The 14,157-nt window shown below is 45.7% G+C and carries 11 protein-coding genes; 7 read left to right on the top strand and 4 right to left on the bottom strand.

Annotated features, from left to right (window positions below; all coding sequences use genetic code 11):
- The first annotated feature begins 91 nt into the window (after nt 1-91).
- Together MHN02_RS13390 and MHN02_RS13385 are read left to right on the top strand one after the other, a co-directional pair.
- The gene (locus MHN02_RS13390; protein ID WP_014950694.1) at nt 92-991 is read left to right on the top strand and encodes a LysR family transcriptional regulator; all 900 of its coding nucleotides are present in this window, start codon (nt 92-94) and stop codon (nt 989-991) included.
- A 215-nt stretch (nt 992-1,206) separates the two neighbouring features.
- A complete protein-coding gene (locus MHN02_RS13385; RefSeq protein WP_239246664.1) occupies nt 1,207-3,237 on the top strand; it encodes a BCCT family transporter in 2,031 nt (676 codons plus the stop codon).
- A 74-nt stretch (nt 3,238-3,311) separates the two neighbouring features.
- Here MHN02_RS13385 and MHN02_RS13380 read toward each other — a convergent pair whose 3' ends face one another.
- The 4 genes from MHN02_RS13380 to MHN02_RS13365 form a co-directional block, all read right to left on the bottom strand.
- Nucleotides 3,312-4,076 (bottom strand): zinc-dependent metalloprotease family protein, encoded by a 765-nt coding sequence (locus tag MHN02_RS13380; protein ID WP_239246660.1) that lies wholly within the window; start codon nt 4,074-4,076, stop codon nt 3,312-3,314.
- A 70-nt stretch (nt 4,077-4,146) separates the two neighbouring features.
- Nucleotides 4,147-4,869 carry a hypothetical protein gene (locus tag MHN02_RS13375; RefSeq protein ID WP_239246657.1) on the bottom strand — a complete coding sequence of 241 codons (723 nt, stop codon included), beginning with the start codon at nt 4,867-4,869 and terminating at the stop codon, nt 4,147-4,149.
- Between the two features lie 531 nt (nt 4,870-5,400).
- Nucleotides 5,401-6,276: a 3-hydroxyisobutyrate dehydrogenase gene (mmsB, locus tag MHN02_RS13370; protein WP_014950690.1), complete on the bottom strand. Its 876-nt coding sequence runs from the start codon at nt 6,274-6,276 to the stop codon at nt 5,401-5,403.
- Nucleotides 6,277-6,290: 14 nt separating this feature from the next.
- The gene (locus tag MHN02_RS13365; protein WP_239246655.1) at nt 6,291-7,790 is read right to left on the bottom strand and encodes a CoA-acylating methylmalonate-semialdehyde dehydrogenase; all 1,500 of its coding nucleotides are present in this window, start codon (nt 7,788-7,790) and stop codon (nt 6,291-6,293) included.
- Between the two features lie 98 nt (nt 7,791-7,888).
- Between MHN02_RS13365 and MHN02_RS13360 the strand changes: the two genes are divergently transcribed.
- From MHN02_RS13360 to MHN02_RS13340, 5 genes are all read left to right on the top strand, one after another.
- Nucleotides 7,889-8,773, top strand: a complete 885-nt coding sequence (locus MHN02_RS13360) for a LysR family transcriptional regulator (protein WP_239246653.1) — start codon at nt 7,889-7,891, stop codon at nt 8,771-8,773.
- Nucleotides 8,774-9,039: 266 nt separating this feature from the next.
- The gene (locus MHN02_RS13355) at nt 9,040-10,356 is read left to right on the top strand and encodes a PAS domain-containing methyl-accepting chemotaxis protein (RefSeq protein ID WP_239246651.1); all 1,317 of its coding nucleotides are present in this window, start codon (nt 9,040-9,042) and stop codon (nt 10,354-10,356) included.
- 180 nt (nt 10,357-10,536) lie between these two features.
- Nucleotides 10,537-11,796, top strand: coding sequence for a histidine kinase (locus MHN02_RS13350; protein ID WP_049588820.1), 1,260 nt, complete (start codon nt 10,537-10,539; stop codon nt 11,794-11,796).
- Nucleotides 11,793-12,470, top strand: a complete 678-nt coding sequence (locus MHN02_RS13345) for a response regulator transcription factor (RefSeq protein ID WP_049588819.1) — start codon at nt 11,793-11,795, stop codon at nt 12,468-12,470. The genes MHN02_RS13350 and MHN02_RS13345 overlap by 4 nt, the downstream gene beginning before the upstream one ends.
- Before the next feature lie 142 nt (nt 12,471-12,612).
- Nucleotides 12,613-14,130 carry an aldehyde dehydrogenase family protein gene (locus MHN02_RS13340; protein WP_014950684.1) on the top strand — a complete coding sequence of 506 codons (1,518 nt, stop codon included), beginning with the start codon at nt 12,613-12,615 and terminating at the stop codon, nt 14,128-14,130.
- The last annotated feature ends 27 nt before the right edge of the window (nt 14,131-14,157 follow it).

The raw sequence follows: 14,157 nt of genomic DNA, 5'->3' as shown, positions 1-14,157 counted from the left end.
TTGTAATTAACTTGATAAAAATATAACGTTTCTCGCCTTAGGGATATACGGCAACAATGAAATTTATCTTTTCCAAAAGTGAAGTAATAACGTGAGAGCAGACGATTTAATTCTCTTTGCACAAATTGCGGAGATGGGCAGTTTTAGCAAAGTGGCAGAGGCGAACAACATTACCAACTCGGTAGTCAGTAAGCGAATAGCAAAGCTTGAAAAAGAGCTGGGAACGCAGCTTTTGTATCGCACTACTCGCAAACTCACGCTTACCGAAGCGGGTCAAGCTTTGAAGCAAGGCGCCATGAATGTAAAGGCGTCCACGCAGGAAGCTATCGACACAATTTCTGGATACAGTGAACAAATATCCGGACACATTAAAATGTCGGTTCCAACGATTTCGGGCGATTTACTGTTAGCCGATGCGGTAGCTGAGTTTTGTACCCTTCATCCAGGGCTAAGCGTTGATATGTCTTTGGATAATCGATTTGTAAATTTAGTCGAGGAAGGGTTTGATCTTGTTATTCGAACGGGATATTTGGAAGACTCAAGCCTAATCGCGCGGCACTTTTTAGATTCCCATTGGGTGGTTTGCACATCGCCGGATTACATTAGACGAAAGGGCAGGCCTAAAGCACCAGAGGATTTGAGCTTTCACAACTGTTTGCTGTATTCCTACCACACATCCGGCGCAAGGGAGTGGGAGTTTACGTCGTCTCAAGGCAGTTACACCATCACCGTAGATGGCGCATTTTCAAGTGACAATGCAGGGGCGCTTCGCAAAGCAGCCCTTGCTGGTAGAGGTATTGCCTACGTCCCTAAATGTTTGGTATTCGAAGATTTATGTAATGGAACACTGGTCGATTTGTTTCCAGAGCGGGTAGGTAAGGTGTTAGGCGTTTATGCCGTTTATCCTTACAGCCGCCAGCCATCTCGAAAAATTAAGCTGTTAATTGAACATATCAGGCAGCGCTATTTATCTATGTCTGATTATTTTTGATAAGCCAACGGCAATCACGCCCGTTAATCTCTTTTTTCAGAGCAGGTCGTTGTCGCTTGGAGCGCCTTATTTACTTGAAATCACGGTCTGTAGCGCCAAGAAAAGAATATATCTGGGTAATTATCTGAACCAAAGCAAATCCTCACTAGTAGAAAAAAGTAGCTTTTAAGTTTTCGCAGGGTTTCAACTTACCTGTCAGTGAAAAGGGATTTGCTATGAAAGGCCAAGTAAACAACTCCACCATTCTTCTTCCTGTATTTCTCCCCGCCGTCGTCATTATTTTGCTTCTGGTGATCGGAACCATCAGCAACCCCGAACTTGCCGGCGAGGCTTTCGATAGTACATTGGCATGGATTACAGAAACCTTTGGTTGGTTTTACATGTTGTCGGTCGCTATCTTTTTGGTATTCATTGTATCGGTAGCATCATCTAGCTGGGGAAACATAAAGTTGGGGCCCGATCATGCAGAGCCTCAATATAGCTTTCCCGAATGGTTTTCTATGTTGTTCTCAGCAGGCTACGGTGTAGCGCTGCTCTACTTTGGCGTAGCAGAGCCTGTTCTACACTATTCTTCACCGCCTGCAGGAGCAGCTGAAACTGTTGATGCGGCGAAACAAGCCATGCAAATCGCATTTTTTCATTGGGGCTTTCACATCTGGGCGATCTACGGGCTAGTCGGTTTGGTTCTTGCCTATTTTGCTTTTCGACATGGCTTGCCCTTGTCTATCCGTTCAGCTTTGTATCCGCTGATAGGGGATAAAATTTATGGCCCTATAGGTCACGCGGTAGATGTATTCGCCATTCTCGGTACATTATTTGGTATTGCGACTACGCTCGGGCTATCCGTTACACAGATCAATGCGGGGCTAAATTATCTTTCCGGCGATATCCCCATTGATATCATGGTGCAGGTAGGCACCATTGCTATCGTAACCATTGCCGCAACAATATCGGTTATCGCGGGCATGGATAAAGGCATTAAAAGGCTATCAATTCTTAATATGGTTCTGGCTGTATCGCTTATGAGTACCGTTTTTATCTTCGGAGAAACGGTTCATATTTTAGAAACCTTTCTACAGAACACAGGAAGTTATATTAACGGCATCATTGAGCGCACCTTTAATCTTCAGGCCTATAGTCGCAGCGACTGGATTGGTAACTGGACGCTGTTTATTTTTGGCTGGACCATCGCTTGGGCGCCGTTTGTAGGCATGTTTATCGCCAAAATAAGTCGAGGTAGAACCATTAGGCAGTTTGTTTTTGGTGTAATGCTTGTGCCTACCATGTTCACCTTCCTTTGGTTTTCCGTGTTTGGCGACACCGCGCTAAATGCCATTATGAACCAAGGTGTTACTGCACTCATTAGCGATGTGCAGGAAAACGAAGCTGTTGCCTTATTTAAGCTCTATGACTTGCTACCTGGCGCGTCAATCATGTCAGGCTTGACCGTGTTATTGATCATTACGTTCTTTGTGACGTCATCAGATTCTGGGTCGTTGGTTATCGACTCTCTTGCTTCTGGTGGTAAAGAAGAAAGCCCCGTTTGGCAACGTATATTCTGGGCGTGTCTGGAAGGAACCGTTGCTGCAGTGTTGCTGTTGGCTGGCGGACTGAATGCTCTGCAAACGATGACCATTGCGAGCGCCTTACCATTCGCCTTCATTATGCTAGCGTCTGCAGCAGGTCTATGGCGTGCGCTTGTCATTGAAGGCTACCGAAACAACAGTTTGAAGGCGAATACGCTTAATAGAAACCACGGTCGCTCGACTAGCCTAAAAGGCCGACTCGCAGCAATGGTCGATTACCCAAGCCGAAATGAGGTGCATGAGTTTATTGATAAAACTGTGATTGCAGCGATGAAAGACGTACAAGCTGCTTTGAAAGCGCGAGAGTGGGAGGCGTTCGTTAAGCTTGATGAGGAAACGGGAAGGGCCATCTTCACTGTTGAGCGTCACGATCACATGGACTTTATCTACGATATTCGTATGACTGAATATTTAGTGCCAGGGTTTAGCTACGCAGAGCTGCGTTCAGAAGAAGACGAGTCGGAAAAATATTTTCGCGCTGAAGTGTTCCTTCGCCGCGGAGGGCAAGCTTACGATATTTACGGATATGACAAAGAGAGTATTACTAAGGACATCTTAGATCAGTTCGAAAGTTATCTGCACTTCCTCGATACCAGCCCAGGCGAACTGCCTTGGGAAATGGATGCGTATGATGACATGTTGACGCAGCCTAAAGAGTAAACAATCTGCAGGGGTTTAGGTTGAAGGGAAAGCAAGGCTGCTTTCCCTTATTTATCCCCTAATTAATTACTTACTTAGAAGTAGTTAGCAATTTGGTTAATAACCGCATTTACTGCGCGGTAAGCATTAGATTCGTTTTCAACGCCACAGGCTTGGCCATTACAGCCTGACCAGTAAGGGTCAGAGAAATAGTCTAGCTGGGTGGCACTACCGAATGCCTGAGGATAGGCCATGATAGTTGAGAAGTTATTATCAACGCCGTGACCGATACCATCATTATATACACCGCCTACTGAACCTTGGCGAACAGAGTGGCCTAAGCCCATGTTGTGACCGAGTTCATGAACAAATGTGGACAGGCCGCAATCAACGGCGCTGATGCTGTACATGCGGCTTTGCGAGCTAGAGTACAGTGTACCGTTGTTGCCTTGACCTACCCAGCCAATGCCGCACACGTAACCCACTAGCTGACCGCCTTCATAAATGTTTTCACGATTACCTAAAAGCACAACCATGTCTGCGCCGTTTGAAGATCGTGCGTTTTGTACACCACTGCTATCAGTTAACAAGTCTAGCGCACTTTCGGTAGGTTGAAGGTCGCTAGATGTAGCAGCAGAAGACTGAGCGCCCACTAAACGCAACTGTAAATCTACCGCATTATTTTGATAAACACGGTTGGCGTGTGAGATGTATTGGTTAATTTTAGTGTCGATATTAGACACATTATTTGCAGCAGGTTGGGTGTAAAGCACCATTACATCGATGGTGGCTGCTGTTACTGATGTTGTACAAAGCAGTGAAACTGCCATTGCCGTTAAACACTTAAATGTGTGTTTCATTTTTATTTCCTTCTTGTTGTTTTATTTGAGCTTGTTGAATTTCCTGTGAAGCTCAACAGGCACTAGGGGATTAGTTTTGGCCGAGATCGAAGACTTCTTCAGCATTGTCGTCGCTAAGCGGGCGTTCGCTGTCGGGTTCACGTTCGATGTGGTTTTGCATCATTGAAGACTTTGGTGCGATCCACGCATATTTATCATTGCCTTCAAGCACAAACACGTCGCGAGGCGTGGCTAAGTTTCCGTAGGTGGCGTTTTCGCCAAGCGTTATAACGGCGGCGTAGAGAGAGCCCGCACCTGGGATGTGGGCCTCTACGGTACGATCGCCGTTTGGATGAGTGATAACGTGGTCAACTTCACCGGTGTAACTTCCACCGAACTGTGGGATGTATAAATCGAGATACTCACCAACTTCTACCGTCATTAATTCTTCACGATCAAGCTCAATGTAAGCTTCATCGGTTACGTCAGCGGGAATATAGCCTTCTGCTTCAAGTACCTTTTTGCCATCTTCTGATGTTGTCCAGACGATGGTGTCTTTCTCTGATTTATCGTTAGTATTAGTTGTAGCCTGAGCTTTTAGCTCGGCTTCATTTTTTGGTTTGAAGTTATCGACACCGGTCGATAACACTTTGCCGTTTCGTTGCCTTTCAATAGCGCTTTCTTTACCAACAGGTTTTGTCTCAGCATTCGCCGCTGCTACCTCTTTTTTGCCCGAGGGGGCTGTATCGATAAAGGCGAAAATACAACCAATAGCTACAATTGCCGTCGAAGCGGCAACAATACGCTTTTTCATAGTGTGTTCCTTTTATTTTTACTTACTGAATTTAGGAAATTGAACGTTAGAAATTAGCGACACTCTGCTTCTCAAAGCGCGCTCTAAGTGAGCGATATAGAGAACCAATGTGTTTAGTGAAATTGCTTAGTGAATTAAGTAAGTCATTAAAACGTATAATATTTTCACGGTTGTAAAAGTATCGCTTTGCATAAGGGTGTATAAAATTTAGCCCTTTAATGCAGTGTAAATTTCTTAGGCTAAATACGGGATTGCAAGATGTAGACCGAACGCCGAATTGGCTCGTTTTAACTATATGAGTGAGAACGAATAAGCCACCTAAAAATGGCTTCTGGATGATGAAAAGGGAATACCAAATAACAAAGGAATAATTCCGCTTGGTAAGGGAGCTAGCGAGGTAACAACAGCGCAAAAACAAGCGGGATAGGTAGGGAAAAGATAAAAAAAGAGCGAGTAAAATCCTTTACTCGCTCAGTAAGAAGGCCACCTCTTCTGAGGGAAAGTAGCCGTCGGAGAACTGTTGGTTTTCTCTTACGCTAATCGGTTGATTATTGAAGAGAAATCCATCCCTGCATTGCCTTCTTCGCAATGCATTTCAAACCACTTTGCAGCAAGCTCACCCATAGGTACTTGCGCGTTGACGCCCTTCGCGCCCTGCATGGCCAGCCCCAAGTCTTTGAGCATAAGCGCAGAAGCGAAACCGCCAGCAAAATCGTTATCAGCAGGGCTTTGTGGCCCCACACCTTTTACAGGGCAGTAGGTGGTCATTGACCATGTCTGTCCCGAGGCATTTGACGCGATATCGAAGAACACTTGCGCATCTAAGCCTAGTTTTTGTGCCAGCTGGAAGCTTTCACACGTCGCAATCATGGTCGCGCCAAGTAACATGTTGTTACAAATCTTTGCTGCTTGTCCCGCACCATGGCCGCCCGCATGAACGATTTTTTTGCCCATTGCGCTAAGTACACCATGGGCTTTGTCAAATGCATCAGCGTCGCCACCCACCATAAACGTGAGTGTGCCGCCCGCAGCCGCTGCAACACCACCAGAAACCGGCGCATCCAGCATTTTAAGGCCTTTTTTCTCTGCCAGTTCTGACACACTCTTCGCCGTTTCTACGTCGATGGTGGAGCAATCAATAAGCAAGGTGCCTTCGCGGACAGAAGCCAAGATCTGATTTGAATAGATATCTTTTACGTGCTTGCCTGCTGGTAACATAGTGATAACGATGTCGGCCTCAGCAGCAGCTTGCTCGGTACTTTGCGCAATAGTACACCCTGCTTCTTTGGCTTTGGCCAGTGCCGCTTCGCTTAAGTCAAAAGCTAATACGTTGTAATCGTTCTTAACCAGGTTATCTGCCATCCCTGAGCCCATATTACCTAGGCCAATAAATGCAACTGTGGTCATAATAGTCTCCTCACTTAGCCCATGGTTGGAATAACAAAGGCGTTGTCGTTCGTATCTGAGCCATCAGGCCAGCGCTGCGTAATGGTCTTAACCTTGGTCCAGAATTTCACCCCTTCCATACCGTGCTGGTTGGTATCACCAAATGCAGAGCGCTTCCAGCCCCCAAAGGTGTGGTAAGCAACTGGCACAGGAATAGGTACATTAATCCCTACCATGCCCACGTTTACACGTTGTGCAAATTCGCGCGCCGCATGGCCGTTACGGGTGTACATAGCAACACCATTACCGTATTGGTGGTCACTTGCTAAGTTAACTGCTTCGTTGAAATCTTTCGCGCGCACCATTTGAAGCACTGGACCAAAAATCTCTTCTTGGTATGAACGCATGTCTTTGGTCACGTGGTCAAAGAACGTTGGGCCGATGAAGTAGCCTTGACTGTCGTCTGGGATCTGACTGGTTCTACCGTCATAAACAAGCTCAGCACCTTCTTCTATACAAAGGTCGATATAGCCTTCAACGCGCTCTTTGTGAGCAGCAGTAACCACAGGGCCATAATGGGCGTTGGGATCTTCACTATGACTTACCATAATGTCTTTAATAGCCGGAATAAGCTTGGCTTTCAGTTTCTCAGCGGTTTCATCGCCCACTGGGACGACAACCGGTAGCGCCATACAGCGTTCACCGGCACTGCCGTACGCAGCACCAACTAAGTCGGTTACCACCTGATCTAAATCAGCATCAGGCATTACGATGCCGTGGTTTTTCGCGCCGCCCATAGCTTGAACGCGCTTACCTGCACGAGCGCCACGCTCGTACACGTAATTAGCGATATCAGAGGAGCCTACAAAGCTCACCGCCTTAATAGTTTGATGGTCTAAAATACCATCGACCACTTCTTTGTTACCGTGTACAACGTTAAGCACACCTGCAGGAAGGCCAGCTTCAATCATAAGCTTTGCCAGTTCAACAGGTACTGACGGATCGCGCTCTGATGGCTTTAAAATGAACGCGTTACCGCAGGCAATTGCCACACCGAACATCCACATTGGTATCATGGCCGGGAAGTTAAATGGCGTAATACCTGCCACTACACCAAGTGCTTGGCGCATGGAGTACACATCGATTCCTGGGCCTGCGCCTTCGGTATATTCACCTTTTTGCGCATGAGGGATTCCACAGGCAAACTCGATAACTTCAAGGCCACGCTGAATATCACCTTGCGCATCAACCAACACTTTACCGTGCTCGCTTGATAATAGTGCCGCTAAGCGCTCGCGGTTTGCTTCAACTAACTCTTTAAACTTGAACATAACACGAGCGCGTCGTTGAGGATTTGTTGCTGCCCACTCAACCTGTGCAGCTTGGGCTGTTTCAATTGCATAGGCCAAAGTTGAAGTGTTAGCCAAGCTTAATTCAGCCTGTACTTCACCTGTGTTGGGCGCAAATACCGACGCGGTATTCTCGCTGCTATCCTCAAAATCTTTACCGGCAATAAAGTGAACAATCTTTCTCATGACATAGCTCCTGTAATTTTTAACAATATTGAAACCTTGTGTTTGCAAAGGCAATACATATACTTGCAGTATGGTGCTGTAAAAATGCAGGTGTTTAAGTGAATTGGGACGACTTGCGTTTGTTTCTTGGTTTGGCAAGAAATGGACGCGTAGCTATTGCAGCTAAAGGCTTGAAGGTAGACCCTACGACGTTAATTCGTCGTGTAAAAAAACTGGAGGACTCATTAAATTGTAAGTTGTTCGAGCTAACTAAAAAAGGATATGTGCTAACCACCCATGGTAGTGAGCTAGTTACGTACATTGAAAAAGCAGAGCATTACTTTTTAGAGGCACAAAATGAATTAGGTGATGAACGCTCGCATTTGGCAGGTACGATCAGAGTGAGTGTTTCTGAAGGTTTCGGTAGCTGGTTTTTAGCGCCTTTACTACCCGATTTTAAAAAGCAGTATCCGGGGATCAGTATTGAGCTTGTGGCAACCAGCGGCTTTTTAAACCTGAACAAACGAGAAGCCGATATGGCTATCTTGTTAGAAAAGCCCAGTAAAGGCTTGCTGGTTACACAAAAATTAACTGACTATAACCTCTATCTTTATACCCACCAGTCCCTTATCAGCGACAACGAACCACGAACATTACAAGAGCTCACCGCCTTCAATTTAGTGAGTTACGTGCCCGATTTGGTTTACGCTCCTCAATTAAAGTTCATTGAAGAGACAGCTTTGTCACAATTAAGTGCGCTGCGCAGCACCAGTATTAATGCGCAGTATCAAATGCTTGTAAATGGTGCAGGGGTAGGCATTTTACCTAAATTTATGGCTGAAACTCAGCCAGGCTTAGTTCGACTCATTGAAAACGAGATCCATATTAAGCGTACATTCTGGCTGGCCACACACAAAGAAACTCATTCTCAAGCACGCTTCCAGGTATTTACAAAATGGCTTACAGATAAAGTTACGCAATACCATTCAAAATTTCTCGACTAAAAAATTAGACGTTTATCTACTGTCTTTTGCAGGGTAAATATGTAAAAAATAGCGTAGCAGCGTCGAAAAACTCGCCACGCTTTAATATAAGTGGCTGAATGTGGTCTAGGCTTTAATAAATTAGGTCAACAGACCCTAGTTAAAAAGACATTGTCTAGCGAATAGTTTGCTAAACCTTGTGTAGATTAATCAAATTATCGTTAAGGCAAGGTTAGTTACTGCCGATAAACGGCATATTACTGTAATTCTCTGTCAGGGCAGGCCCTATGTTCAATAAACACTTAGTGAAAGAAAACGAAGCGCTTCGCGAGGAGCTACATATACTCAAGCAAGTGCGAGAAGGCTTGCGCGAAGAAATGATCTTTCTCAATCTTAATGAGCGTGGTGAAATTGAAGCCGTCAACGAGGTGTTCGAGAAAGAGCTGGGTTACTCACTTTCTCAAGTGAAAGGGCATCGCTTCTTTGAATTTGTTCCCGAGATTGCCAGAAGCACGCCTCATTTTAAAAAGCTAAAAGATTCTATCGAGCAGCGTGTTCATTACTGGGGGGCGATTGAGTTTCTTCGTGAAAATGGTGAAGAAGCGTGGTTAAGGGGCGTAGTTGAACCTATTTTTGACGGAAAAGGGAATATTCACAAATTCTCAGTCAACCTCAACGACCTCACGCGCACTATAGCCAACTCGAAAGAGCACGAAGATTTGGTGGCCGCGTTACACAAGTCAAATGCGGTGATTGAATTCGATTTAAACGGCAATATTCAGGACGCAAATGAAGCTTTCCTGAAAGCCGTTAAGTACCGCCTTAATGACATTAAAGGTCAGCATCATAGAATCTTCTGTGATACGGAGTATGCGAATTCCCGCGAATATAAAACGTTTTGGGAACGACTTACTCAGGGGGAATTCGTAGCAGGAAGATTCGAACGTCTCGACGCTCACGGCAACACTATTTGGTTGGAAGCCACCTATAACCCGATTTGTGATTCTCACGGTCGTATGTATAAAGTGGTTAAGCTGGCTACTGATATTACTGAGCAGGTGGCACGAGAAAATGCCGTGTCCAGTGCCGCTGATATCGCCTACCGTTCTTCAAACACAACGGATCAAATCGCCACGCGTGGAAAGGAAGTCATTAGCGAACTGCTTTCTGAAATGTCTTCGCTGTCGCAGCAAATGGATAGGGCAAAAGAGGGGATTAATGCGTTGGACGCTCAGTCTCAACAAATTGCCACTATTATCGGAAGTATCAGTGCTATTGCCGAACAAACCAACTTGCTTGCTCTAAATGCTGCGATTGAGGCGGCACGTGCTGGCGATCAGGGACGAGGTTTCGCTGTAGTTGCTGACGAGGTGCGTCAGTTAGCATCGCGTACAACCGAAGCCACAGAAGAAATCATCAATGTGGTTAAACACAACCAGACATTGGCCACCGACGCAGTAAATTTGGTTAATGAAGGTGATGAAAAGGCGCAATCAGGGCTCAACTACGCCAGAGAGGCGGGTGAAGTTATCGAACAAATTCAAGACGGTGCCAAAGAAGTCGTTGATGCAGTAGGCCAATTCAGCAGTCGACTGGGAAGCTAGTAGCACCGAGAAACAGGCTTACCGATAAGTGTAAACAGTCTAAGTTCTTACCAAATAAAACATCGCTCAAAACAGAATTCATCCTACCTTGGTAGGATGAATTCGCCCCTATTGCAGGATGTGCTTTTTAACGTAGTCTGTATAGCATAACCCTGTAATAAAAGGCTTGCAGGGGCGGTTATGTCAGGTTTTACGAAAATATCTACAGCTATAGTGGCCGTATTCATTGGCTGCTTTTTGGTTTTTACCTGTCTGGTCTACTTCCACATACAAGATAACATTGAGGAAGAGATGACGGGCGCGCTTAATCAAGTGCGAGAAATGGTCAACCTCAATATCCCTGTTGCTGATATCGAAGCGATTGTAGAGCCTAGCCCTCACTTATCCGCCCATTATTTCACGGGGCGCCTTCAGGCAGAGCAGACCTCAGTGATGCCGACAACCGAACGTACTGCACTCACACCTGTAATCATCCCAATTCAGGAAAATCAGTATCTTATTGTTACGCCTTTTGATGCTACTGAACTCACCCAGAATCTCACTTTTTTTGCCTTGGTGGCGGGACTGTTTTTCGCAACCTTTGTCCTGTTGCTGTTTACGTTAAAAGTGGCGGTTAAGCAAAGGTTAGTGCCGCTAAATCAGCTCGCTGACGCGTTATCTGAGCTACGAGAAGGCAAGGAATCACAGCCCCTGCCACATTCAGATATCACCGAAATGAACAGGGTATTAGACCAATTTAAGCATCTGCAAAATGCACTTAAATCAAAAGAAAAGCAGCTCATAAAAATAGATAAGCAATTAGCGCTTCTTCAAGAGCAAGAGCGTAATTACCTTGCCAGAGAGCTTCACGATAATGTGGGGCAGTTGCTGACCACGATAAAAGCCCACGCTTATATTTTGGTTAACGCAAAAGAGCGATCTGTTGTTGAGCTGTCGGCGCAGAAGGTTCAAGTGATGTCACATCAAATAAGCGATGCAATTAGAAAACTCACTGCTCACCTACACCCGCTTGTTTTAGATAGAGTCTCTCTTCAGTCGTCGCTTGAGCGACTGGTGTACGAACAAGAAGTAGCACAGCCCGATACGAAGTGGGACGTGTCTATTAATCTAAAGCGCTATCAAGAAGATAATGAGCGAGATATTCATCTTTACCGATTTGCTCAAGAAGCCATTAACAACGTGATTAAGCATGCGAAGGCCACCAAGGTTAGCATTCAAATTTATGGCGATACTCACCGTGTTTCTGTGATGGTCAAAGACAACGGTCGGGGATTAGGGAACCACATTGTAGAAAATATTGGCATGTCTTCAATGCGCAGCCGAGCACGTTGTATAGGAGCAAATTGTAGTGTGACGTCACCCGATGATGGCGGCGTTGCCGTATCGCTGTCTCTTACCCTTAAAAAAATGCCTCCTCTTATGGGCGCTAACGTCGCATGAATATTCTAATTGTCGACGACCACGCTGTGGTGCGTGAAGGATACAAAGCTTTACTCAATGCGATGATGCCCGATTGCCGTATTTTTGATGCTGAAAACGGCGCGCAAACCCATCGTTTATTAGCCAGTAGTGACATTGAGATCTTAATCCTAGACATAAACCTTTCAAATGAAAGTGGCCTTGTTTTAGCCAAGATTTTTTTGAAGCGACATCCAGATTTAAAAATTATCTTTTTCAGTATGTTCGAAGACAGCGTCATATTGCACCGCGCCATGCAGACCGGTGCTATGGGGTACATCAGTAAAAGTAGTTCGCCTGAAATATTGATCTCGGCAATTAAGGTCGTCGCAAAAGGGCAAAAGTATATTGAGAGAGGCCTGGCGGTAAATTTAGCCAATCAACTTCTCGATACCAATGTGGACATTGCTGCCAAATTAACCAAACGTGAATTCGAGATATTTATTGCGATAGCGATGAATAAATCCCGCTTTGATGTTGCTGACGAGTTGGGCCTATCGGCTAAGACTGTCTCTAACGCACTTACCGTCATTAAGCGAAAGCTTGACGCGGTGCCCTCTCAGTTTTCAGCCATTGCGGCTAAACACGGTTACATCGGTGATGCAGAGCTTTCAGCGTCTCAATCGGTGTCGTTTGTCGAGAAGAGTGAGAAGTAGCCATAGGTTTCCCCTCCTAAAGTAGGAGTCAAATCGGTCTATCGCATCATGGTAGGTACAACGTAAAAGTACCATTATCAAACTACACAACAAACCAAGTTACTGCGCGTGTTACGCGCAAAGTTATCAAAAGGTACTTCTTATGATTTATGCAAAGCCAGGTAGTGAAGGTTCGGTCGTAAGCTTCAAAGAAAGCTACGGTAATTTTATCAATGGCGAATGGGTTGCACCGGTTAAAGGTGAGTACTTCACCGCAACATCTCCAGTAGACGGCAGCGACATCGCACAAATCCCACGCTCAACATCTGAAGACATTGAGCTTGCGTTAGATGCAGCTCACGCTGCGAAAAAGGGCTGGGCAGATACGTCAGTAGCTGAGCGTTCTAACATTCTTCTGAAAATTGCCGATCGCATTGAAGAAAACCTAGAGCTACTTGCCGTTGCGGAAACATGGGACAATGGTAAAGCCGTTCGCGAAACGCTTAATGCAGACATTCCGCTGTGCGCAGACCACTTCCGTTATTACGCAGGCTGTATTCGAAGCCAAGAAGGCACCATCGGTGAAATTGATAAAAACACGGTGGCGTATCACTTCCACGAACCTTATGGTGTTGTTGGGCAAATCATTCCATGGAACTTCCCGCTACTTATGGCTGCATGGAAACTTGCGCCAGCACTTGTTACCGGTAACGTAGTGGTGCTAAAGCCAGCAGAACAAACGCCAGTATCTATCTTATTGTTCGCCGAACTAATCCAAGACCTACTACCACCGGGTGTACTAAACATCGTTAACGGGTTCGGGGCAGAAGCCGGACAGGCTCTTGCAACAAGCACAAGAATTGCAAAAATTGCGTTTACTGGCTCTACACCTGTTGGCGGACATATCCTTCGCTGTGCTGCTGAAAACCTTATTCCATCTACCGTTGAGCTTGGCGGCAAGTCGCCAAACTTATTCTTCCCAGACATCATGAATCACGAGCCTGAATTTATTGATAAGTGTGCGGAAGGTTTAGTGCTTGGATACTTCAACCAAGGTGAAGTATGTACGTGTCCTTCTCGAGCGATTATTCACGAAGACATCTATGATGCATTCATGGAAAAAGTGTTGGAAAAAATTCAGAAGATCAAACGTGGCAACCCACTAGACACAGACACCATGGTAGGTGCACAGGCATCTAATGAGCAGTTCGAAAAGATCCTTAAATACATCGATATCGGTAAGTCAGAAGGGGCTCAGGTTGTCACTGGTGGTGAGAAAGAGCAGCTACCTGGCTTTGATGGAGGCTACTACATTCAGCCGACTATCTTGAAGGGTGAAAACCACATGCGTGTGTTCCAGGAAGAGATTTTTGGTCCGGTAATCGCTGTTCAAACCTTCAAAACCGAAGAAGAGGCGATTGAGATTGCCAATAATACAAGCTTCGGACTTGGCGCTGGTGTATGGAGCCGCGATGCGAATGTAGCATTCCGCGTGGGTCGAGCGATTGAAGCAGGTCGCGTATGGACGAACTGTTATCACTTGTATCCAGCTCACGCTGCGTTTGGCGGCTACAAGAAATCGGGCATTGGCCGCGAAACCCACAAGATGATGCTAGATCACTACCAGCAGACAAAAAATCTATTGGTAAGCTACGACATCAACCCACTTGGTTTCTTCTAAGTAAACCTGAGGGCGGCGCCTTCCGCC

This window comes from Alteromonas sp. CNT1-28 (genome assembly GCF_022348345.1).
GTDB classification, from domain to species: domain Bacteria; phylum Pseudomonadota; class Gammaproteobacteria; order Enterobacterales; family Alteromonadaceae; genus Alteromonas; species Alteromonas macleodii.
Note: the sequence above shows the minus strand (reverse complement) of the source record. Positions and strands in the feature narration are given on the sequence as shown.

Excerpts from the sequence above, each read along its gene's own strand:
- MHN02_RS13385 (WP_239246664.1), top strand. The coding sequence starts at position 1,207 with ATGAAAGGCCAAGTAAACAACTCCACCATTCTTCTTCCTGTATTTCTC.
- MHN02_RS13380 (WP_239246660.1), bottom strand. The coding sequence starts at position 4,076 with ATGAAACACACATTTAAGTGTTTAACGGCAATGGCAGTTTCACTGCTT.
- MHN02_RS13375 (WP_239246657.1), bottom strand. The coding sequence starts at position 4,869 with ATGAAAAAGCGTATTGTTGCCGCTTCGACGGCAATTGTAGCTATTGGT.
- mmsB (WP_014950690.1), bottom strand. The coding sequence starts at position 6,276 with ATGACCACAGTTGCATTTATTGGCCTAGGTAATATGGGCTCAGGGATG.
- MHN02_RS13365 (WP_239246655.1), bottom strand. The coding sequence starts at position 7,790 with ATGAGAAAGATTGTTCACTTTATTGCCGGTAAAGATTTTGAGGATAGC.
- MHN02_RS13355 (WP_239246651.1), top strand. The coding sequence starts at position 9,040 with ATGTTCAATAAACACTTAGTGAAAGAAAACGAAGCGCTTCGCGAGGAG.
- MHN02_RS13350 (WP_049588820.1), top strand. The coding sequence starts at position 10,537 with ATGTCAGGTTTTACGAAAATATCTACAGCTATAGTGGCCGTATTCATT.
- MHN02_RS13345 (WP_049588819.1), top strand. The coding sequence starts at position 11,793 with ATGAATATTCTAATTGTCGACGACCACGCTGTGGTGCGTGAAGGATAC.
- MHN02_RS13340 (WP_014950684.1), top strand. The coding sequence starts at position 12,613 with ATGATTTATGCAAAGCCAGGTAGTGAAGGTTCGGTCGTAAGCTTCAAA.